The sequence below is a fragment of the Gilliamella sp. LMG 34361 genome (assembly GCF_984569075.1).
The window spans coordinates 2,235,574-2,254,298 of sequence record NZ_OZ474903.1 but is presented as its reverse complement, the minus strand read 5'-3'; the positions used below and the strand labels follow the sequence as shown (position 1 = coordinate 2,254,298).

General features: G+C 35.9%; 19 protein-coding genes. 8 read left to right on the top strand and 11 right to left on the bottom strand.

Annotated elements, in window-relative coordinates; translation table 11 throughout:
- Positions 1-13: 13 nt before the first annotated feature.
- Positions 14-778, bottom strand: a complete 765-nt coding sequence (tpiA, locus tag AC5LXI_RS10685; RefSeq protein ID WP_493442304.1) for a triose-phosphate isomerase — start codon at positions 776-778, stop codon at positions 14-16.
- Positions 779-878: 100 nt separating this feature from the next.
- On the opposite strand from tpiA, the gene zapB reads away from it, so the two are divergent.
- From zapB to AC5LXI_RS10665, 4 genes are all read left to right on the top strand, one after another.
- Positions 879-1,124: a cell division protein ZapB gene (gene zapB / locus AC5LXI_RS10680; protein WP_493442303.1), complete on the top strand. Its 246-nt coding sequence runs from the start codon at positions 879-881 to the stop codon at positions 1,122-1,124.
- A gap of 70 nt (positions 1,125-1,194) precedes the next feature.
- On the top strand, positions 1,195-2,496 hold the full coding sequence (locus AC5LXI_RS10675) for a DUF2868 domain-containing protein (RefSeq protein ID WP_493442302.1): 1,302 nt from the start codon (positions 1,195-1,197) through the stop codon (positions 2,494-2,496).
- 1 nt (position 2,497) lies between these two features.
- Entirely contained in the window at positions 2,498-3,856 is a 1,359-nt protein-coding gene (locus AC5LXI_RS10670; protein ID WP_493442301.1) for a DUF3482 domain-containing protein, read from the top strand.
- Positions 3,804-4,328, top strand: coding sequence for a C40 family peptidase (locus AC5LXI_RS10665; RefSeq protein WP_493442300.1), 525 nt, complete (start codon positions 3,804-3,806; stop codon positions 4,326-4,328). The genes AC5LXI_RS10670 and AC5LXI_RS10665 overlap by 53 nt, the downstream gene beginning before the upstream one ends.
- A gap of 136 nt (positions 4,329-4,464) precedes the next feature.
- On the opposite strand, the gene nifJ is transcribed toward AC5LXI_RS10665, so the two are convergent.
- The 7 genes from nifJ to rsmE form a co-directional block, all read right to left on the bottom strand.
- Complete coding sequence (gene nifJ, locus AC5LXI_RS10660) at positions 4,465-8,007, bottom strand: pyruvate:ferredoxin (flavodoxin) oxidoreductase (RefSeq protein WP_493442299.1); 3,543 nt, start codon at positions 8,005-8,007, stop codon at positions 4,465-4,467.
- A gap of 292 nt (positions 8,008-8,299) precedes the next feature.
- Positions 8,300-9,337: a phosphoribosylformylglycinamidine cyclo-ligase gene (gene purM, locus AC5LXI_RS10655; protein ID WP_493442298.1), complete on the bottom strand. Its 1,038-nt coding sequence runs from the start codon at positions 9,335-9,337 to the stop codon at positions 8,300-8,302.
- A 91-nt stretch (positions 9,338-9,428) separates the two neighbouring features.
- On the bottom strand, positions 9,429-9,848 hold the full coding sequence (gene ruvX, locus AC5LXI_RS10650; protein WP_493442297.1) for a Holliday junction resolvase RuvX: 420 nt from the start codon (positions 9,846-9,848) through the stop codon (positions 9,429-9,431).
- A gap of 3 nt (positions 9,849-9,851) precedes the next feature.
- On the bottom strand, positions 9,852-10,409 hold the full coding sequence (locus tag AC5LXI_RS10645; protein WP_493442296.1) for a YqgE/AlgH family protein: 558 nt from the start codon (positions 10,407-10,409) through the stop codon (positions 9,852-9,854).
- Between the two features lie 20 nt (positions 10,410-10,429).
- On the bottom strand, positions 10,430-10,882 hold the full coding sequence (locus AC5LXI_RS10640; protein WP_493442295.1) for a GNAT family N-acetyltransferase: 453 nt from the start codon (positions 10,880-10,882) through the stop codon (positions 10,430-10,432).
- Positions 10,879-11,841: a glutathione synthase gene (gshB, locus tag AC5LXI_RS10635; protein WP_493442294.1), complete on the bottom strand. Its 963-nt coding sequence runs from the start codon at positions 11,839-11,841 to the stop codon at positions 10,879-10,881. The genes AC5LXI_RS10640 and gshB overlap by 4 nt, the downstream gene beginning before the upstream one ends.
- 196 nt (positions 11,842-12,037) lie before the next feature.
- Complete coding sequence (gene rsmE / locus AC5LXI_RS10630; protein ID WP_493442293.1) at positions 12,038-12,763, bottom strand: 16S rRNA (uracil(1498)-N(3))-methyltransferase; 726 nt, start codon at positions 12,761-12,763, stop codon at positions 12,038-12,040.
- Between the two features lie 108 nt (positions 12,764-12,871).
- Here rsmE and folB point away from each other — a divergent pair, with 108 nt between their 5' ends.
- From folB to AC5LXI_RS10610, 4 genes are read left to right on the top strand one after another with little or no spacing between them, the layout of a single operon-like run.
- Complete coding sequence (gene folB / locus AC5LXI_RS10625) at positions 12,872-13,231, top strand: dihydroneopterin aldolase (protein ID WP_493444294.1); 360 nt, start codon at positions 12,872-12,874, stop codon at positions 13,229-13,231.
- A gap of 18 nt (positions 13,232-13,249) precedes the next feature.
- Positions 13,250-14,269 (top strand): MBL fold metallo-hydrolase, encoded by a 1,020-nt coding sequence (locus AC5LXI_RS10620; protein ID WP_493442292.1) that lies wholly within the window; start codon positions 13,250-13,252, stop codon positions 14,267-14,269.
- 43 nt (positions 14,270-14,312) lie between these two features.
- On the top strand, positions 14,313-14,513 hold the full coding sequence (locus AC5LXI_RS10615; RefSeq protein WP_493442291.1) for a hypothetical protein: 201 nt from the start codon (positions 14,313-14,315) through the stop codon (positions 14,511-14,513).
- 1 nt (position 14,514) lies between these two features.
- On the top strand, positions 14,515-14,943 hold the full coding sequence (locus AC5LXI_RS10610; RefSeq protein WP_493442290.1) for an EamA family transporter: 429 nt from the start codon (positions 14,515-14,517) through the stop codon (positions 14,941-14,943).
- A 5-nt stretch (positions 14,944-14,948) separates the two neighbouring features.
- Here the strand turns inward: AC5LXI_RS10610 and moeA are convergent, their stop codons facing one another.
- The 3 genes from moeA to rsmI all read right to left on the bottom strand — a co-directional run bounded on the left by moeA (position 14,949) and on the right by rsmI (position 18,405).
- Positions 14,949-16,175, bottom strand: a complete 1,227-nt coding sequence (gene moeA / locus AC5LXI_RS10605) for a molybdopterin molybdotransferase MoeA (protein WP_493442289.1) — start codon at positions 16,173-16,175, stop codon at positions 14,949-14,951.
- A gap of 139 nt (positions 16,176-16,314) precedes the next feature.
- Positions 16,315-17,406: a redox-regulated ATPase YchF gene (ychF, locus tag AC5LXI_RS10600; RefSeq protein ID WP_493442288.1), complete on the bottom strand. Its 1,092-nt coding sequence runs from the start codon at positions 17,404-17,406 to the stop codon at positions 16,315-16,317.
- A gap of 171 nt (positions 17,407-17,577) precedes the next feature.
- The gene (rsmI, locus tag AC5LXI_RS10595; RefSeq protein WP_493442287.1) at positions 17,578-18,405 is read right to left on the bottom strand and encodes a 16S rRNA (cytidine(1402)-2'-O)-methyltransferase; all 828 of its coding nucleotides are present in this window, start codon (positions 18,403-18,405) and stop codon (positions 17,578-17,580) included.
- Positions 18,406-18,725: the final 320 nt, after the last annotated feature.

The window sequence follows — 18,725 nt, the reverse complement described above, 5'->3', positions numbered from 1 at the left end:
TTCATCTTGACTCTTATTTTTTAGCTTGTTCTGCTGCTCTAACAATCGCGGCGAAGGCATCTGCTTTTAATGAAGCACCACCAACTAATGCACCATCAATATCTGGTTGAGTAAATAGTTCTGCTGCGTTTTTATCATTTACAGAACCACCATATTGTATGATAACTTGTTTAGCAACAGCTGCATCTTGTTTAGCAATATGGTCACGAATAAATTTATGAACAGCTTGTGCTTGAGCTGGAGTTGCTGATTTACCAGTTCCAATTGCCCAAACTGGCTCATATGCAATTACAGCACCATCGAATGCCTGAACACCTAATGCATTAATTACGGCATCAATTTGACGAGCACATACTGCTTGAGTTTGGCCAGCTTCGTTTTCCGCTTCTGTTTCACCAATACAAAGCACAGGAACTAGTCCAGCCTCTTTTAATACGCCAAATTTTTGCGCGATAAATTCGTCTGATTCTTTATGATAAGTGCGACGTTCCGAGTGACCAATAATAACGTGAGTCACACCGATTTCTTTTAACATAGTCGCTGATACTTCACCTGTATAAGCACCAGATAGATGAACACCAACATCTTGTGCGCCTAATAGAATATTTGAGCCACCTAATTGATGTTTAACGAAATCTAAATAAACGGTTGGTGGTGCAATTGCAATACCGCAGTTTGCTTCAGTTGATAGCTCAGTTCTTAATCCTGCAACTAAGTCTTTTGCCATTTCGATACTACCATTGAGTTTCCAGTTACCCATAACGAGAGGTTTTCGCATAATTTTCTCCAACTTAAGATTTAAAAAGGTGTTGATTTTCGATTGAATTAGTTATAATACTACTTATTATACACCAAATAAAACGAGCTTGAGGAAAAATATGTCATATGAAATATTGAATCAGTTAGAAACTAAAATTCAACACACTGTAAATACCATTGATACCTTACAACAAGAGATTTCAAGATTAAAGCAAGGTAATCAAGAACTTGAACAATTAATTAATGATAGTTCAGATGAAATGAAAGCATTACGTGACGAAAACGAGAAGTTAAAACACGATCAACAAGTTTGGCAACAACGTATTCAAACTCTTTTAACCAAAATTGGTGAAATAACACAATAAATGATTCAATCTTTGTTTAACGCGACTTAGGTCGCGTTTCTTTTATAATCAATATGAAGATGATATTTAAATGCGCCAACAGTTAAAATCTTTATGGCTTACTGAAACTATCCATTTAATTGAATCAGAATCAGGACGGTTTGCTGATCAAGATATCAATCGGCAAGTTAAAGCTATACCTACCTCTTTGGTTAATCGAATTGTTACTCGTGCAACGATGCTATCTAAGCCAAATGGTCTTTACTTGGCACAGAAGATTATTTTGCGTTCTATTAAGATTTCTTTCTTTTTATTACTATTAGTATCGATTTTTTTAGGTAGTTCATTAACTTTTAGCGCGTTGAGCCAAAATCCAATCAATTTGTATTGGGCGCTATTTAGTTTATTGGGCGTTCACTTGATTACGCTGATTCTTTGGATTGGTTCGTTTTTCTTCTTCTCTCGTTTTGGCGGTAGTTTATTAATTCACTGTTGGTTATGGATAGCCCAAAAGCTTTATCAAAAAAAGACTGTACAACAGCTTATACCTGCTTTTATTACTTTATTTGGTTCTCGAATCCGTTGGTTGATTGGCTTTGTTCTTAATCTGTTTTGGACAGTTATTTTAAGCAGCGCTTTATTAGTTTTAGTCGTGCTACTTTCAACGCAACATTATAGTTTTGAGTGGAAAACCACATTATTAAATTCTGATACCATTATTCATTTAACCCACTATTTAGGTTATTTGCCAGCTTTATTTGGTTTTTCCATTCCAAGCGATAATGTGATTAAACTTAGTGAACATGCGCTAAGTGCGGGCGATATTCGTTCTTCTTGGGCTATTTGGTTGCTGGGTGTTTTTATCTGTTATGGGCTAGCAGTTCGATTTTTATTGATGATTTTTTGTGGTGTTATTTGGATTGTTAGTAGTCGAAAAATTAAATTAAATTTGAATGATCCCTATTATCAAATTCTCTCTCAACAATTACAGCCGCTTTTAACCAATGTTGTTGATGAAGATAAGCTAGGCCAACATAAATGGCAATTACCAATTTCGCAGATTGAAGAAGGACATGACGTTTACTTAGTTGCCGTAGATGTTGAGGAAAATTGGAATTTTCCCAATACAATTCCTTTTTATGGTTTTTTAAATACTCGTCAAGAGCGAGGTGCGATATTAGATTATTTGCAATTAAAACCAGCTTATAAAATGTTAATTGCAATTGATACTGACCGAGCACCCGATCGCGGAATATTAAATTTTATTCAACAATTAATGAATAAATCACAACAAAGTCGTATTTGGTTTATTAATCAAGGTAAGCAATTGCATAATTGGCAATCTCTATCTTTACCGTTAGCTGATCCTAATTGGTTAGAACAGGGTAAGTAATATGATAACTTCATTGAAATTAGCGATAGTTGGACATGCAAATTTTGGCAAAACATCGCTTTTACGAGCATTGATACGTGATAGTCATTTTGGTGATGTTTCTGATAAACCTGGCACCACCAGACATGTGGAGTCCATCAAACTGCCTTTAGCCGATAATACCGACATAACATTTTATGATACCCCCGGATTTGAAGACAGTTTGGCGCTTTATGATTACATTAATCAGCTTATTCCACAAAACACTAAACTTGACGGGGTTGATAAATTATCGATTTTTTTACAAAGCCCAGAAGCTGAAAACCTTTTTAATCAAGAAGCAAAAGTGATTCGACAGGTGTTAAATTGTGAAGCGGCTATTTATGTTATCGACGTGAGAGAGCCCGTTCTACCTAAATATCATGACGAATTAGCTATCTTAACCAATAGTGATAAACCAATTCTTGCAGTACTCAACTTTGTTTCTACTGAGGAGCAAAATGAAAAGGAATGGAAAATATTGCTCTCAAGAATGGGAATTCATGCTATTATAGGGTTTAACGCTGTATTTCCACCGCTAGATGGTGAGGAAAAATTATACAAAAGTTTAGCTCTATTGGTTGAACCTGCAAAAAAAATATTAGATAATTGGTTAGTTAACATTGATGAAATTCGTCAATCTCGTAATTATACTGCTAATTTAATTATTGCTGAAGCGTTAGTTGATGTGACTGCTTTTTATGAAATGGCAAAGCCTGATGATAGGCAAGCTGTAGCTGATATGCAAAACAAAGTCAGAAAACGCGAACAGTCAGCGATTTGTGATTTGTTAAAGCTCTATCAATTTGATTCAAGTCAAGAAAATGATGAAAATCTACCTTTAATTAAAGGCCGCTATAAAGCAGATTTGTTTAATCTTGATGCATTAAAAATGATGGGAATTCATTTAACCAAAGGTTTTGTTTCAGGCGCGACAATCGGCGCCAGCATTGATTTAGCTACTGGTGGATTGTCGTTTGGTTCAGCTGCGTTAATAGGTGCAGCTGTTGGTAGTTTAATGCAAACTGCTAAGCATTATGGTTCTAGAATGCGCGATCAGCTTTCTGGATATAGAAAACTCAGTGTTGATGATGTGATCATTTGTTTTCTTTCTTTACGATTACTTCAGCTTAAAGAGAGTTTAAAATATCGTAGTCACGCGAACCTTAGCTCAGTTAAGTTGTCTAAATTAGATAAGAACAAGTGGCAAAAAGGTGTATTGCCTAAAAGTTTAAAGGTTGCAAGACGTTATTCGCAGTGGTCGACGTTGAATAAAGGAACAAAAAGAAATGACAAAAAAAGACAATCGATTATTAACGAAGTTGCGCAGCAGCTACGGTAGCGTTAAAAAAAGACTACTCGTAAGCTCAGTAATTTTCTCACTATTCGTCTTATTTGGCTGTAGCACTAGCCATGGACAAGTATCTGTTAAATCCGATCCTGTGATGTTGTCGAAAATTGAACAACATTACAAAAAATGGAAGAAAACACCTTACCGTTATGGTGGTACTACTTTAGCAGGTAGTGATTGTTCAGGTTTAGTTATGAACTTCTACAAAAATAGATTACAAAAAAACCTTCCAAGAAGTGCTGCTGAACAAGCTAAATTAGGTTATAAAGTTACTGAACCAAAAGCAGGTGATTTAGTCTTTTTCAAAACTGGACGTAGTCGCAGTGGTTTACATGTAGGTATTTATTATGCTGATGGTAAATTTTTACATGCTTCAACATCAAAAGGGGTTATTTATTCTAGTTTGAATGAAAATTACTGGAAAAAACATTACTGGATGACTCGTCGTGTGACTGGTGGTTAAAAAGATGTAACAATTTCAAAAATAAAAAAACTCTCTACTTTAGAGAGTTTTTTTTGCTCTGAAACAATTTAAATCATGACTAGTGTATTTTATGGAAATTAAACGGGTTAATTAGCAATTAATCCGTTTTTTTGGTTTAGCTGTCTGCTGGCGTTTCTATATCGGAATAGGTCGCTAGCATCTGTAAGAATTTAAACTTGGAGTTAACCATTTTCGTTGATTGTTCATGTAAGGTATTGGCAATCACTGGTTCGAGTGTTTCTAGACGGCGGAATCGCTGTTCTCTGAGTAACGCATCTGTTAATGAATCGCTGTTTGGTGTTTTTGAGTCTAACACTAAACCTGGTTTTCCTTCTTGCATACGACGCGGATCATAACGATATAATGGCCAGAAACCTGATTTAACTAAATCTTTCATCTGTTCATGAGATTTAGATAAATCGTAACCATGTTCTTCACAAGGGCTATAAGCAATAACCAGAGAAGGGCCATTATAAGCTTCAGCTTCTTGTAATGCTTTAAGTGTTTGGTTCAATTGCGAACCTAAAGCAACTTGTGCGACATAAACGTGACCATACATCATTACACTGACTCCAAGATCTTTACGAGCTTTATGTTTACCTAAATCAGCAAATTTGGAAACTGCACCCATTGGTGTTGCTTTCGATTGCTGTCCGCCAGTATTAGAGTAGCATTGGGTATCAAGCACTAAGATGTTAACATTTTCGCTTAAACTCATTACATGATCGAGTCCACCGAAGCCAATATCATAAGCCCAACCATCACCACCAATTGCCCATACTGATTTATCAATCAGATAATTAGCATCTTGCATTAACTCCTTAGCTTCAGCTGAAGTTAAATGCGCTAATTGTTGACGTAATAAATTAACTTGAGTTCGTTTTTCATCAATAGATAAATCTGGTGATTGTAAATTGATAACAATCTCTGGTGAAACTTCACCGGCAACATGTTCAAGTAAACGTAATACTCGTTTTTTATGTTGGTTATATGTAATTCGATAACCAAGAGCAAATTCGGCATTATCTTCAAATAATGAATTAGCCCAAGCAGGGCCACGACCGCTACGATCGGTAGTATATGGTGATGATGGTAAATTACCGCCATAAATTGATGAGCAACCTGTTGCATTGGCAATAGCGAGGTGATCACCATATAACTGAGTAAGTAATTTGATATAAGGTGTTTCTCCACATCCCGCACATGCACCAGAATATTCAAATAACGGTGTTAATAGTTGTGATGTACGTACATCTATTCGTTCAAGCGTTTTTATTTCACGATCAGGTAGATCAGTAAAGTAGTTATAATTAGTACGCTGTGTTTTAAGATTATCAATGCGTGATTGCATGTTAATTGCTTTGATATCAAAGTTATTGCGATCACGCGATGGACAAACTTCAACACACAAATTACATCCGGTACAATCTTCCGGGGCAACTTGTAATACGTAGCGCTGACCTTTCATGTCTCGTGCTTTTACTTCAAGTGAACTTAGTGATTCAGGTGCATTGATCATATCATCAGGTGTTACCACTTTGGCACGAATAGCGGCATGCGGACAAGCTACCACACAGTGGTTACATTGGGTGCAAAGTTCAGGTTTCCAAATTGGAATTTCTTCCGCAATATTACGTTTTTCCCATTTTGTGGTGCCAACAGGCCATGTTCCATCAGGCGGGAAGGCCGAAACCGGTAAGGTATCACCTAAACCAGCTAACATGGTTGCAGTTACCATCTTAACAAAATCAGGTGCATTACTTGGTACGATAGGTGGTCGTGAAGCGCTACTTTGATCAACACAACTTAACGGAATTTGTTCAAGTGATGCGATGGCCAAATCAAGCGCTTTCCAGTTATTTTCAACAATATCCTGTCCTTTACTGCCGTAACTTTTGGCAATAACTTCTTTTAGTTGGGTAATACTAAAATCATTTTTAAATATTTCCGATAAATGGAAGAAAGCGGCTTGCATGACCGTATTAATTCTTGCCCCTAAATTACATTCTCGAGCAATTTTAGCGGCATTAATAATATAAAAATGTGCTCTTTTCTTAATTAGTTGAATTTGCACTTCTTTAGGTAATCTATGCCAAACTTCATCCTTACTATAAGGTGTATTCAGCAAGAAAATACCATCATCTTTTAATCTTTCAACTATTTGATATTTGTCGATAAACTGATCTTGATGACAACCGATAAAATGGGCACTGGTTATCAAATATGGTGAATCTATTGGTTCAAGGTTAACTCGAAGATGAGAAGTGGTTAAACCACCTGCTTTTTTTGAATCGTAAACAAAATAACCCTGTACATAAAATGGTGAACTATCACCAATGATTTTGATATTATTTTTTGTTGCAGATACCGTCCCGTCACTTCCCAAGCCATAAAATAGCGCTTCGAGTGCCGATGTTTGTGGTATAGATTGCTTGGGTAATGGTAATGATAAACCGCTGATATCGTCGTAAATACCAACGGTAAAGCGAGGTTTTGGCTTTGCAATTGTTAATTCATTAAATATTGCTAATACACAACGTGGATCGAACTCTTTGGAAGATAAGCCATAACGACCACCGATAATTTGTGGCAAATGATCGCTTTCACCACGAGAAAACCTTTCTGCAAATGCGCACATCACATCTAAATAAAGTGGTTCAGCTTGAGCACCGGGCTCTTTTGTGCGATCCATCACCGCTATTTTTTTTACGGTTTGGGGAATAATATCAAGAAGATGTTTTGCTGAAAAAGGGCGGAATAATCTAACGATAACTAGACCGACTTTTTCATCATTTTTGATAAGATGATCGACTACTTCTTTGGTTGTACTGACACCTGATCCCATGATAACGATGATACGCTCGGCATCTTTAGCGCCATAGTATTGGAAAGGTTGATATTTTCTTCCAGTCTCTTTTTCAAATGCTTGCATTGCTTCAACAACATGATGGTAAGCGTTTTCATAATATGGATTAACCGCTTCACGACATTGGAAATAAGTATCTGGATTGGCTGATGTTCCACGTATTACCGGTTTATCTGGTGTTAATGCTCGAGCTCGAAAAGCATCTATAGCTTCGGCCGGTAATAAATGACGGATTTGTTCATCACTAATTGGATAAATTTTATTAACTTCGTGTGATGTTCTAAAACCGTCAAAAAAGTGGACAAATGGTACACGACTATTAAGCGTTGCTATTTGTGAAATTAACGCTAAATCTTGAGCTTCTTGAACTGAGCTTGAACAAAGCATGGCAAAACCAGTTTGCCTAATTGACATGACATCTGAATGATCGCCAAAAATGGATAATGCATGGGTGGCAACAGTGCGAGCAGCAACATGTAAAACAAATGGTGTTAATTCTCCTGCTATTTTGTATAGCGAAGGAATCATTAATAGTAAACCTTGTGATGAGGTAAATGATGTTGCTAGTGCGCCCGTCATTAAGGCACCATGCACAGTCGATATTGCACCTGCTTCCGATTGCATTTCAACCACTTTTGGGGTATCACCAAATACATTGGGTTTATTAAATTCTGCCCACGTGCTAGCTTGCTCAGCCATGGATGAACTTGGTGTAATTGGATAAATAGCAATGATTTCGTTTGCGCGATATGCGACGGATGACACCGCACTATTAGCATCTGATATGATCATTAAAAAACCTTGTATTCTATAGTTTTATGACATTACTTAGTTATTATATTTTTGGCTATTGTACCAGAAAGTAAGATAGCTTTTAGTTATTTTTCTGTTAAATTTTTCCGTTATAACTATCCGTTTTTAATCACAATGAAGAGAATTACCATTGGTAAACTACATAGTAAAAGTTAATTAATAGGCTAATTAAATGTGTTAATTGATAAGAAGGTTTTGGGAAGGGATGTTAGATAAAGACGCTATTGAAGTTTGTATTATCCTATAGTTGGATAATACAAACGGAGTTACATTATTTTATAATTACACGCTCAGTTGACGTTGATGTTTTTATTTCGCCAAGTAGCCAAGCTTTTTCACCATGCTGATTAAGCAAGTTAATAGCTTGGTCTGCGAATGCTTTTGGTAAAGCGATAATTAAACCGACACCACAGTTAAATGTGCGATACATTTCATGGCGGCTTACATTACCAGCCAATTGTAGCCAATTAAAGATTGCCGGCCATTGCCAGCTAGATTCATCAATAATTGCTTGAGTATTATTAGGTAATACTCTAGGTATGTTTTCCCAAAAGCCACCACCGGTAATATGAGCAATTGCGTGAACTTCAATTTTTGAAATCAAATCTAGCACTGATTTGACATAAATTTTAGTTGGAGCAAGTAGATGATCGGCTAATGGTTTACCATCTAATTGTTCTGTAGCAGGGTTTACTTCACTTACTTCAATTATTTTACGCACCAACGAATAACCATTTGAATGAGCACCGCTTGACGCGAGGGCAATTAATGCGTCTCCATCTCGTACTTTACTGCCATCAATCATTTCGGATTTTTCAACAACGCCAACACAAAAGCCAGCTAAGTCATAATCATCACCATGATACATACCGGGCATTTCAGCAGTTTCGCCACCAACTAAAGCACAACCAGATTGCTTACAACCTTGAGCAATACCCGTAACAACTGTTGCTGCAACATCAACATTGAGTTTACCTGTTGCGTAATAATCGAGGAAGAATAACGGCTCAGCACCTTGAACAATCAAATCATTAACACACATTGCTACTAAATCAATACCAATTGACTCATGACGATTTAGATCCATCGCAAGACGTAATTTCGTGCCAACGCCATCAGTGCCTGATACTAAAATAGGTTGGTTATATTTTTGCGGAATTGCACATAATGCACCAAAACCACCTAGTCCACCCATAACTTCAGGACGTTTAGTCTCTTTTACGACAGATTTAATGCGATTAACCAGTTCATTGCCTGCATCGATATCGACACCGGCATCTTTATAGCTAAGAGATTTGTTATTTGACACGGGGAGCAGTCCTTACAGTAGAAAAATTGGTTGATATTTTAGCAAGTATGAAATTTATTGGCGACTAATTATTGTTAAAATAACTCATTGATTAAACAGATTCGTTATTTTCAAACCAACTTTCCAAAATAATAATGGCAGACGTCGCATCTACATGACCTTTTTCAAGAGCACGGTAACCGCGTGAAGCAAAAATATGTGACTTTGCTTCGACGGTTGATAATCGTTCATCTTGTAGATGAACCTGATAACCAAACATACCATGTAAACGATTAGCAAATTTGCGCGCTCTAGCCGTTAACGGTTGTTCAGTTCCGTCCATATTTAGTGGCAGCCCTACCACTAAATAATCTGGTTGCCACTCATTAAGTACTTTTTCGACAGATTGCCAATTAGGTATCCCATCACGTGCTTTGAAAGAACACAATGAGTTAGCTGTTTTGGTGATATCCTGACCTATAGCTGCCCCGATACTTGCGGTACCAAAATCAAATGCAATAATGGTTGCCATCGGTTATGCGTTACCCATTTGGTGAGAGATGGTACTGATATTAATACCTAATGATCCAGCGGCTTTTTTCCAACGATCTTCAATAGCAACTTCGAATATAATTTGTGGATTAACTTCGCTTACTAACCAATCATTTCTTGCTACTTCGCCTTCAAGCTGTAACGATTGCCAACTTGAGTAACCTAGTGCTAAAAAGATATCTTTGGGTTGTTCAGGTGAACCAATTGATTTCAATGCATCAAGTGATGTGGTTATCATAATATCGTCAGAAATTTGGATACTTGACGCAAACCCTTGATGAGGTGTGTGTAAAATAAAACCCTGCTCTTCGGCTAGTGGACCACCACAAAATACAGGATGCTCAAGTTCAGCACAACTTTTTGAAGCTGTGATCTCAAGGCGAGATAATACGGTCTGAACATTGAGTTCTAAAATAGGTTTATTGAGAATAATACCCATTGCTCCATCACGATTATGCTCACAAATATATACAACAGAACGACTAAATATAGAGTCATGTAATGTTGGCATCGCAATAATAAAATGATTTTTTAAATTCATATATTCACATTGTTGTTAAATTATAATGCACATTTGCCAATTTTGACTTTATGTTCCACATTACAACGCATTAATACTTCAGGATAATTAGTTTCTTCGTTGATTGATTCACCAATAATTTCAAAATGTTGTGATAAATAAAAGTCAATCGCATCATTATTTTGTTTATAAACATGTACCGATAGTTCATTGTGGTGTTGTTTTGCTTTTTCAATTAGCGCCGTTCCGATACCTTGATGCCGATAACTTTTCTCAACAAATAGCCCTGAAATATAATCTTCACTTAGACCAATAAAACCGACAACACCATTAAGATCTTGAACATAAATTGTTGACATTGGAATCAACATTTTAACTATATCGTAGTTCTGTTTAAAAAATTCAATATCAATAAAGTTGTGAGCTTGTTCATTTCCTTGTATCCATATATTCATAATGGCATCTAAATCGTTTGGTCGATATTCTCTTATCATTTTTTACTCTTTTTATTCAATTTTGATTCAATTGCGTTCATTAAAAGCCCTGTGATTGATAAATCAGGGTGAGCGGCTTCAATTTCTCGAACACAGGTTGGGCTAGTTACATTGATTTCAGTTAATTTATCCCCAATGATATCAAGTCCAACAAATAAAAGCCCTTTCTGTTTTAATATTGGTCCAATACTGTTAGCAATTTTCCAATCACTATCGCTCAGTGCTCTCACTTCACCATGTCCACCAGCGGCTAAATTGCCTCGAGTTTCACCTTTCTTAGGTATACGCGCTAAACAATAAGGGACGGGTACACCATCGACAACTAAAACACGTTTGTCACCATCTTTTATTGCTGGAATAAAGTTTTGAGCCATACAATAACGGGTATTATGTTCGGTTAGTGTTTCAATAATAACTGATACATTAGGATCATCTTGTTTAATTCTGAAAATTGACGATCCGCCCATACCATCAAGTGGTTTTAAAATGATGTCGTGAAACTGCTGATGAAAAGCCTTAATTTGTGATGTTTGGCGAGTAACTAAGGTCTCTGGTGTAAAATCAGCAAACCATGCCGTAAATAATTTTTCATTACAATCACGAAGGCTTTGCGGTTTGTTAACTACTAATACGCCTTTTTCTTCCGCACGTTCTAAAATATAGGTTGCGTAAATAAACTCAGTATCAAACGGAGGATCTTTTCGCATTAATATCACGTCAAGTTCACTTAAGGCTATCGTTTGTTCATCATCAAAATCAAACCAATGTTCACTATTGTTATGAACCTTTAATATACGTGTGGTTGCATATGCTTCACCATTAGATAAAAATAGATCATTCATCTCCATATAATAAAGTTGATAACCGCGCTTTTGTGCTTCAAGCAGCATCGCAAAGCTGGTATCTTTTTTTAATTTGATATGACTAATGGGATCCATAACAATACCAAGTTTGATCATGGTCACTCCTTATTGTTTTTATTTGATAGTACTGAATTTGGTGTTGACGACTTGCATGCTTTTCTACCTAATTTATAAATCTGGTATGAAATCAAGGTAGAGTGTAGTTTTAGCAATATTAATCAAGTTTCGACTATCATACTCGTTACCGATTAATAAGCAAAGCAATCATTTGTTAACTTATTCATTTATGTCATTAACCTAAATCACCTAAGCGAACTTGAAGGGCGGTTATTGCCGTTAAAGCAGCCGTTTCAGTACGTAAAACTCGTGGTCCGAGTAAAACATCCGTAAACTCATATTGATACGTCATTTGAATTTCTTCGTTAGATAGTCCACCTTCGGGTCCAATTAATAAGCTAATATTTTTATTATCAGTTGGTAATTGATTAATTCCTTTTTCGGCTTTAGGGTGTAAGTTGAGTTTTAAACTATCGGTTAAACTTGCACACCAATTTTCCAATTTTGATACTGGGTTTATGGTTGGGACAATATTGCGCCCGCATTGTTCACAAGCCGAAATGATAATTTTTTGCCATTGTTGAACTTTCTTTTCAAGTCTTTCTTGATCAAGTCTGACACCACAACGTTCAGAAAGTAATGGAGTAATGGTTGTAACACCTAATTCGACTGATTTTTGAATGGTGAATTCCATCTTATCACCACGAGAAATAACTTGGCCTAAATGAATGTTTAGTGGTGATTCACGATTATCAAAAATAGTACTAGCTGTTTTTACTACAACGTTTTTTTTATTTACTTCGTGGATCACAGCAGGTGTAATTTGGTTAGAACCATTAAACAGCGTAATAGATTCGCCAGGTTTCATCCTTAAAACACGGATTAAGTGATTAAAAGCATTATCGTCTAAAGTGATTAAACTATTTTGGTTAATTATATAAGGCTGAAAAATTCGTGTCATATGAACCAGATATTTACTGTTATTTGAAATAAATTATAGCGTAATTTATTAAGATTCGGTAATCTCTATTTTAAACAGTATCAATGCTTGGAATTAAAGATGAGTTTGATGATTAAAGATAGAGTATTAATTGAGTCGCTAACAGTTTATACCACAATTGGAGTCTATGATTGGGAAAAAACCATTAAACAAAAGTTAATTCTTGATTTAGAAATTGCATGGAATAATAAACCAGCAGGAAAAAGCGATAAGATTGAATTTTGTTTAGACTATTTTGTAGTTTGCCAATCGATAACTTCATTTATTGAAGTAAATCGATTTGAACTAATCGAAACGGTGGCTGAACGTGTTGCAGAGTTAGTCATTGAACAGTTTTCTGTTCAATGGTTAAAAGTAAAAGTTTCAAAACCAGATGCTATTGCCAATGCTGGTAATGTTGCTGTGTTAATTGAACGCAGTGTTAATTAACCAAACAAGATTAACTTAATGAATAAACAAAATAAACTACTAAATAAGTCACTAAATGAACTAAGTGATATGTTACATCATAAAGTCGGAGGATTTGACAATATTGAACCTTTTTCAATTAAATTTATTGATGCTTTGCGTTGGCGGATTAAACGTAAAGTCTTACCTCCAAAAGCCGGATACCACGCATTTAGTCAAACATGGTGTAGCTCAATTGATATTAACCTAGAAGGAAATAGAGTTTGGTGGATAGGTCATTCAACTACGTTGATAAAACTTAATGATAAATGGATATTAACCGATCCGGTTTTTTCCAATAGAGTTTCGCCGTTTCAATTTATCGGCCCAAAGCGACGAACCCAACCCGCCATTACCATTGATAAATTACCATCAATTGATGTGGTTGTGATATCACACAGCCATTATGACCATCTTGACTTTAATAGTGTCCGACATCTGGTAACACGCTTTCCTAAAATGACTATTTTGGTTCCTCTGGGGCTTAAAACAAAACTATTAAAGTGGGGAGCAAAACAAGTTATTGAACTGGACTGGTGGCAATCTAGTAAGGTTAATGGAATAACGTATACGGCGACACCTGCAAAGCATTGGAGTAATCGCGGTGTTTTTGATGTGAATAAAACCTTATGGTGTGGTTGGGTAATGCAAACAGATATCGATAATCCATCGCTAACAAAAACCATCTACTTTATGGGGGATACTGGTTATTCATCCATTTTAAAGAAAATTGCTGATAGATTTAAGCAAATCGATTTAGCATTGATCCCCATCGGTGCTTATGCACCGCGTTGGTTTATGCAATCACAACACATTGATCCAAAACAAGCGTTGCAACTCTATGATGAATTAAATTGCCAATCAGCTTTAGCAATTCATTGGGGTGCATTTGAATTAGCGGATGAACCATTAGACGAACCGCCATCTGTATTAAATTCACTAAAAGAAGATCGCGACTTTCATATATTAAAAATAGGTGATAGCTTTGCTATCAATCCGTTTAATAATGCATTAAAATAATCAGTAAATTAAAAAATGACTCATTATTTGCAAGGGGAATAAGATGAAACCAGTAATAATCGCAATAACATGTCTTGCTCTGAGTTTAACTGCCTGTGGTGGTAAAAATGATGAAGGCAAACAATATCATTGGTCAAAAACCCATGGTGTACTTGAGGATTGCCGAGGCGTGATGAGCAAATCTGAGCAATGCCAGAAAAATTCAAATAATCAACAATATCTTTTCCAAGTCGATAGATACTAGTATGAGCGCTTGGCTTATTTATGCCTTATTATCTGCAATAACCGCTGCCTGCGTTGCAATTTTAGGGAAAATTGGTTTACAACATCTTGATGCTAATACCGCAACGGCAATACGAGCGATTGTTATGGCGATATTTTTAGTTGGGGTGGTAGCTGTGCAAGGAAAGCTAAATCTTATTAACACGTTTTTTAACGATAAAAAGGCTTTACTTATTATTGCATTAAGTGGGGTAGCAGGGGCATTATCGTGGTTATTTTACTTTATGGCAATTAAAGAAGGTAAAGTGTCGCAAGTTGCACCAATAGATAAACTTAGTGTCGTTTTTGCGGTTATTTTTGCTGCTATTATTTTTGGTGAAAAAATTTCTTTTCTGTCTGCCGTTGGTGTTGCCATGATTGCGACCGGCGCAATTTTAGTTGCGCTATTTTAATCATTTTATTTTAATAAATTGTTAAATAGCTCAACTGTTACAAATTCACCTTTAGCAATATTGCCTCTTTCTTGTTCAAGTATGATAAAGCAATTAGCCTGATTAAATGATTGAGTTAGATGTGAGCCTTGTTGACCAGTTGAAACAACTTCTAACTCACCATCAGAATTAACTTGCAACACACCACGTTGAAAGTCTAATCGACCAACACTTTTTTTTAAATTAGTTGCTGTTTTTACTTTGAACGATAAATCACTGGCGAGTAAATTCTGTCCGGTAAGTGTTAAAATTAGCGGTTGAACTAACTGGTAAAAAGTGACTAAAGTTGAAACCGGATTGCCGGGCAATCCACAAAACAACGCATCACCAATCTTACCAAAAGCAAATGGTTTGCCTGGTTTTATTGCAATTTTCCAGAATTTGATTTGGCCAAGCTCTTCTAAAGCGGTTTTAGTATAGTCTGCATCACCAACAGACACCCCACCGCTGGTAATCACTAAATCAGCAAGTTTAGACGCTGCTTCAAGCGTTTGTTTAATTTTGTTTGGGTCATCCTCAATAATCCCTAAATCAATGATTTGGCAATTTAATTTAGTTAGTAGTAATTTGAGCGTAAAGCGATTACTATCATAAATAGCACTATTATTTATTAATGGATTGCCAATATCTGATAATTCATTGCCGGTTGAGAAAATGGCGACTTTTAATTTATCAAACACGGTTATCTCAGCAATGCCAAGGGTAGCTAAACTAGAGAGTGTTGGAATAGTTAAACGAGTACCTTTGGTCACCACAATCGCTCCTTGCTTGGCATCCTCACCGATATAACGAATATTGCTGCCGATTTTAATTTCATGTAAAAAATTGATACCAGACTTACTTTGTTCAGTTTGTTCTTGCATAATAACCGCATCTGCTTCATCAGGTACAGGGGCGCCAGTCATAATACGTAAGCAGGTTCCGATAGGCCAATTTAAATTAGAGATATCATCCCCGGCAAAAATCGAGCCTGCTAAAGGTAATAATTTAGATTGATTGATATCTGATAATCTCACAGCATAACCATCCATAGCCGAATTATTGAAACTAGGTACATTAATTGGAGAGATAACGGGTTCAGCCGTAACACGATCTAAAGCATCAAATAATGCCACTTTTTTAGTTAAAGGATGATAATTAATGGATACTGCTTCAAGTATATTTTTTTTAGCTTGCTCAAAGGTTAATAACATAAATGAAGTTCCTCATAATTGATTACCCTTTCTAGAGATGAGTGATAGACCGTTTAATTTGGCGGGTGATTAATTTTTAGTTATACTTGATAAACGAATGAATAGGGTGTCGTACTTAAAGACACCCATTAAAAGTTAATTAAACATTAAATAAGAAATTCATAATATCGCCATCTTGCACAATATAATCTTTTCCTTCTGAACGCATTTTACCCGCTTCTTTAGCCCCTTGTTCACCACCATATTTAATAAAGTCATCAAAAGCAATGGTTTGAGCACGAATAAATCCTTTTTCAAAATCGGTGTGAATTTTACCTGCAGCTTGCGGTGCAGTATCACCAACAGAAATAGTCCATGCACGAACTTCTTTAACACCAGCAGTAAAATAAGTTTGTAGATTAAGCAGACTATAACCTGCACGAATGACTCTATTTAAGCCTGGTTCGGTTAAACCAAGATCTTGCATAAACTCATCACGGTCAGCGTCATCAAGCTCAGCAAGTTCGGCTTCAATAGCGGCACAAACTGGTACGACTACGGCTTTTTCTTGTTCAGCGATGGACTTTACTTTATCTAAAAAAGGATTGTTTTCAAAACCATCTTCATTGACATTGGCAATGTACATGGTTGGTTTTAAAGTTAAGAAGCTTAGATATTTAATTGCATCTAACTCTTCTTTGCTTAAATCTAAAAGTAATAATTTTTTACCTTGTTCAAGGTGAGGAAGGCACTTTTCAAGAATTTCAAGTTCATATTTAGCGTCTTTATCACCACCTTTAGCACGTTTTTGTAAACGTGTAATTGCACGTTCACAAGCTTCAAGATCTGCTAAAGCAAGCTCAGTATTAATGATTTCAATATCTTCAGCCGGATCGATTTTACCGGCAACGTGGACGATGTTTTCGTTTTCAAAACAACGAACAACGTGACCAATCGCTTCGGTTTCACGAATATTGGCTAAAAATTGATTTCCAAGCCCTTCACCTTTAGACGCACCTTTAACTAAACCTGCGATGTCAACAAATTCCATCGTCGTTGGTAAGGTTCGTTGTGGCTTAACAATTTCCGCTAATTGATCTAAACGCGGATCGGGCATTGGCACTACACCTGTGTTTGGTTCGATAGTACAAAACGGAAAGTTAGCCGCTTCAATTCCAGCTTTGGTTAATGCATTAAAAAGCGTTGACTTGCCCACATTCGGGAGACCGACAATTCCACATTTAAATCCCATATTGTTTATTACCTTGTGTTATAAAAATCTTAAAAATAGTTGTTAATTATATACTAAATTGTGCTAATTGTGCTAATGCTGATGCAGTTTAAAATAAGTTTATCGAAACCAATATTTGAAATCAAAGTGTGGGTATCATTGAAACCATTTTATTAACTATCGAATTATTATTTAATTTTCGAATGTTAACCCCAATTGATACAATTGATTTTTTTTCAGTCCGTAAATTTCAGCACTTATTGCCGCTGCTTTTTTTAAAGGTAGCTCTTTAAGTAATAGTTTCAGTGTATTAATTGCTTTCGAATCAATCACATCATTAGTTTTATTATTTCCTTCGACAATCAAAACAAATTCCCCTTTTTGTCGATTACTATCTTCTTGTAACCAATCAATCAACTCTATTATGGAAAAATTGACAATCGTTTCCCATGTTTTGGTTAGTTCTTTGGCTAATACGATCTGTTTATCGCCTCCCCAAATGGTTTGCATATCGTGCAACGTATCTAAAAGTCGATGTGTGGATTCATAAAAAATCATCGTTCGAGATTCATCAAGCAATTTAGTGAGATAATCTTGTCGTGCTTTCGTTTTAGCGGGTAAAAATCCTTCATAACTAAACCTATCAGAAGGTAACCCAGCAACACAAAGCGCAGCAATTGCTGCACAAGCACCGGGGACAGGTACCACATTGATGTTATTTTCTCGGCAAGCCTTAACTAAATGATAACCGGGATCATTAATTAAAGGTGTACCTGCATCAGATATTAACGCAATTGATAATCCTGATTTTAGTTTTTCGATCAACAGTTGTGATTTTTCTTGCTCATTATGATCATGTAAGGCAATCAGTTTAGCTTTTATGCCTAAATGTTGTAAAAGCAGTCCACTATGTCGAGTATCTTCAGCGGCAATCAGATCAACTTGTTTAAGGGTATTAATTGCGCGAAGGGTAATATCATCTAAATTACCAATAGGTGTAGCAACAATATATAGAGTCATTATTTTCAGATCATTGTAAAATTCAAAGCATGAATTATTCTATACCAAATTTATTGTATATGCTCCTTGCATCGTAAATAGTGTTAGTGATTATTAATTGAATGGGCAAAAAATAGTATATTTTTCAAACCTCTTTAAACTGTTATTACTGATATTGGTAATTTGGATTTCAAATTTAGTTTAGAAGTTGCTTTATCAATTATTGGCAACATAACCTGCAAAAATTGCTCAATTTACAACTTATAGACATTAAATGTGCTTTTTTAACAGTGATTTTATTGATTTAGCTTGCTGGTAATTAATATAATAGCTTTTTGTTA

What these genes read in the sequence shown, in the direction of transcription:
- tpiA (WP_493442304.1), bottom strand. Translation starts at nt 778, where the DNA reads ATGCGAAAACCTCTCGTTATGGGTAACTGGAAACTCAATGGTAGTATC.
- zapB (WP_493442303.1), top strand. Translation starts at nt 879, where the DNA reads ATGTCATATGAAATATTGAATCAGTTAGAAACTAAAATTCAACACACT.
- AC5LXI_RS10675 (WP_493442302.1), top strand. Translation starts at nt 1,195, where the DNA reads ATGCGCCAACAGTTAAAATCTTTATGGCTTACTGAAACTATCCATTTA.
- AC5LXI_RS10670 (WP_493442301.1), top strand. Translation starts at nt 2,498, where the DNA reads ATGATAACTTCATTGAAATTAGCGATAGTTGGACATGCAAATTTTGGC.
- AC5LXI_RS10665 (WP_493442300.1), top strand. Translation starts at nt 3,804, where the DNA reads ATGACAAAAAAAGACAATCGATTATTAACGAAGTTGCGCAGCAGCTAC.
- nifJ (WP_493442299.1), bottom strand. Translation starts at nt 8,007, where the DNA reads ATGATCATATCAGATGCTAATAGTGCGGTGTCATCCGTCGCATATCGC.
- ruvX (WP_493442297.1), bottom strand. Translation starts at nt 9,848, where the DNA reads ATGGCAACCATTATTGCATTTGATTTTGGTACCGCAAGTATCGGGGCA.
- AC5LXI_RS10645 (WP_493442296.1), bottom strand. Translation starts at nt 10,409, where the DNA reads ATGAATTTAAAAAATCATTTTATTATTGCGATGCCAACATTACATGAC.
- AC5LXI_RS10640 (WP_493442295.1), bottom strand. Translation starts at nt 10,882, where the DNA reads ATGATAAGAGAATATCGACCAAACGATTTAGATGCCATTATGAATATA.
- gshB (WP_493442294.1), bottom strand. Translation starts at nt 11,841, where the DNA reads ATGATCAAACTTGGTATTGTTATGGATCCCATTAGTCATATCAAATTA.
- rsmE (WP_493442293.1), bottom strand. Translation starts at nt 12,763, where the DNA reads ATGACACGAATTTTTCAGCCTTATATAATTAACCAAAATAGTTTAATC.
- folB (WP_493444294.1), top strand. Translation starts at nt 12,872, where the DNA reads ATGATTAAAGATAGAGTATTAATTGAGTCGCTAACAGTTTATACCACA.
- AC5LXI_RS10620 (WP_493442292.1), top strand. Translation starts at nt 13,250, where the DNA reads ATGAATAAACAAAATAAACTACTAAATAAGTCACTAAATGAACTAAGT.
- AC5LXI_RS10615 (WP_493442291.1), top strand. Translation starts at nt 14,313, where the DNA reads ATGAAACCAGTAATAATCGCAATAACATGTCTTGCTCTGAGTTTAACT.
- AC5LXI_RS10610 (WP_493442290.1), top strand. Translation starts at nt 14,515, where the DNA reads ATGAGCGCTTGGCTTATTTATGCCTTATTATCTGCAATAACCGCTGCC.
- moeA (WP_493442289.1), bottom strand. Translation starts at nt 16,175, where the DNA reads ATGTTATTAACCTTTGAGCAAGCTAAAAAAAATATACTTGAAGCAGTA.
- ychF (WP_493442288.1), bottom strand. Translation starts at nt 17,406, where the DNA reads ATGGGATTTAAATGTGGAATTGTCGGTCTCCCGAATGTGGGCAAGTCA.
- rsmI (WP_493442287.1), bottom strand. Translation starts at nt 18,405, where the DNA reads ATGACTCTATATATTGTTGCTACACCTATTGGTAATTTAGATGATATT.